At 53.7% G+C, this 2,758-nt stretch carries 2 protein-coding genes; both read left to right on the top strand.

Annotated features, from left to right (window positions below; translation table 11 throughout):
• Nucleotides 1-297 precede the first annotated feature (297 nt).
• A complete protein-coding gene (locus tag GXX82_18275) occupies nucleotides 298-1,416 on the top strand; it encodes a hypothetical protein (GenBank protein NLT24985.1) in 1,119 nt (372 codons plus the stop codon).
• Nucleotides 1,417-1,421: 5 nt separating this feature from the next.
• Nucleotides 1,422-2,060, top strand: coding sequence for a hypothetical protein (locus GXX82_18270; GenBank protein NLT24984.1), 639 nt, complete (start codon nucleotides 1,422-1,424; stop codon nucleotides 2,058-2,060).
• Nucleotides 2,061-2,758: the final 698 nt, after the last annotated feature.

Genomic DNA, 2,758 nt, shown 5'->3' with positions numbered 1-2,758 from the left:
AGATACCACTTGCGAGCCCGACACCTGTCGCAAGTCTGTGCGAAGCGATGAAACAGGGAAAATGCGAGGTGAAAAGGTGATAATAGGTGGCTGTCCCTAGTATGCCCTAGGATGGGGAGCACCTATTTCGACGTGGTGACAGACGTGTTGGGAACCAGGCGTATAGAGTGCTCTTATATGACGATCGACTAGGAGAATGGCATGTGCTGTAAGTGTGTTACTACATTCTTGATGATTCTCTTGCTGCAGTCGTCAAGAGCGTCCTCCTCCGTGATTACCAAGAACCAGAAGGAGGAAATGATCCAAGCGCTGGAGTACATTGTCAGCGGTTACGAGAACAGCATCCCCAGGGATACGTCCTTCCGTCTTCGAGGAAGGATATTCTCAGAACAGCGTCCCCAGGAAGGCAAGAGCATTCCGGCAAACAAGGTATTTCCGCCCGTCTGGCTCCAGTTCGGCTATTTCCAGAAAGGCGACAAGCGGCGATATGAACAAGACCGGCAGGATATGCCTGGACATCGCTACTATGTGATGGACAACAACAAGCAGATAAGGTCATATGCAACCAACGTGATCCGCATCTATCCTATCAAGAACAAAGAGGCCACGTGGGTACACAATACACATCTGTACGGTGATTTCGTCAAATCAACAGGCGCGCTAGGCGACGAGACAGTCTCTCTTGCCATGAAGAACCTGATTGCGGAGGTGAAGGAGGGTAGATTCGACAGGGAGGACTGGGACATTGTCGTTGACGCCAAGGAAAGCGGATTGGTTTCGGTACAGACTCGGTATGGAGAAAACACGTACAAGTGGGTGATCGACACTCGCAAGGGATTCGGCGTAGTAGCATTCGAGGAGCACAGTCCATCAGAGAAATTCCGCGTTGACAAGGATCTGCAGTGCGAGTATGAGCAACTGCCCAGTGGACCCTGGATTCTGGCCCGAGCCAAGCTTCTTGCGATCGAGAACGGGGTGGTCGCCGACAGACGCCTGGAAACCACTGCTATCGAAGAGGGGGTTGAGTTCTCAGATGAGTTCTTTGAACTGGAGAGCCTCGGGATGCCACCCGGCGTTTACACCATTGACTACAGTTTTTCACCCCCTCTGACTCTGAACAAGGGGGGACCTGTGGAAGCGGACAGGTTCCGCCTAGACGCACTCGCGGAGGCTCCTTTGGACGTGAATCAACTGGCCATCGTAGACTCGGAGGGCGAGGTCAATGTAGGCGAACACAGAGCCTATGCGCTGCACGAGCAAAGAAGCATTGTAGATGCCGAACCTGTGGTAGCCACAAGAACCTCATGGTTCGGGGGTAGACGCCCTCTCGCTGTATTCCTCTTCATTGGAGTTGCGGTGTGCATCGTTGGCTTCACGCTGGCCCGGTGGCTGCACCGTGAGTCCAAGGGAGCATAGATGACATGGAAGCGTATAAACATACGGTGTTTCGGAATATAGGCACCTTCTCTGTAATGATGGCTTGTCTTCTCCTCTCGGAAGTCTACGCAACTGAAGATCTCCGCGGCGCAGGCGTCATTCCTCGAAGCGAGGTGCCACGGAGTGATACCGTCTTCTGTGGGGCGCGATCGATCTGCGTAGTATTGAAGTATTTGGATCTTGAGCAGAGTATGGATTCCATTCTCGTTGACATGCCACCCGGAGTGTACGGGAATAGTATGAAACAGATTAGCGACTACCTGAACAGGTACTCAGAATTAGACTGCAGAAGTCTTCGATGCTCCGCCAGAGAGCTCTATGGCCGGCTAGATGACGGAGGGTGTAAGTTGGCGGTCCTTCATATCAATGACCACTGGGTCGTTGGGAGAAGGAGTTCCAACAAGGATGTGTTTGAGATTATTGACTATCCCAGGAAGTACTATCTGCCCGTCGATGTGGTCAACGAATTGTGGGAGGGCTTCGCCATTGTAATCCGTCGCAGACGCCTCCTTTCCAGTTGGCAGATGCTTGGTGCTGGCGCGATATCAGTCTCACTGCTCGGTATCGTTGCTCTCGTCCTCTCCAGGAGGCTAGTACTACAACGCTACAAGCGTTTCCAGTGACATTTGGTTATGGTTTTCAGTGTGATGCCTATCGCGTGTAAACGAGCGATAGGCAATTCCAGGGACGCCTTACTTATTTCGGCTTGGCGCATTAACATGCGAAGTGCAACACGGCAGGTCGTGACAGTCACGAGCCGACCGGTAAAATACTAGGGACAGGTAAAATACTAGGGACAGGCCCCTCTTTCTGCTGGCCATAACAGGCGGCAGTCCCCAGTATGACCCCCGATAATTGCAGTTCCTTGTAGGATGGGCTTAAGCCCATGCGGTTCCTGAACAAACGAGATACGCGCTTTGTCGCTCCGACGCTTTCACGGTCCGACCCGGCCCCGGGCGGCGACCGAGATACGATCCCCGAGCGAAGCCTGCCCCTTCGGCGGTGCTCAGGGCAAGCTCTGAGCGCAGTCGAAGGGAGATACGAACTGCGCCCTCTGGCCGCCCGCTTCACGCTTCACGAACACCGCTTCACGCCAGAAACGCGGTCCCCCCCGTTTCTTCTTGCCTTGCCCGCCCCTCCAGACGACAATGGCGTCACAGAGACTTTGACGCGGCATCCTTGGATAGGCAGCAGAGATACCACTTGCGAGCCCGACACCTGTCGCAAGTCTGTGCGAAGCGATGAAACAGGGAAAATGCGAGGTGAAAAGGTGATAATAGGTGGCTGTCCCTAGTATGCCCTAGGATGGGGAGCACCTATT

This window comes from Syntrophorhabdus sp. (assembly GCA_012719415.1).
Taxonomy (GTDB): domain Bacteria; phylum Desulfobacterota; class Syntrophorhabdia; order Syntrophorhabdales; family Syntrophorhabdaceae; genus Delta-02.
Note: the sequence above shows the minus strand (reverse complement) of the source record. Positions and strands in the feature narration are given on the sequence as shown.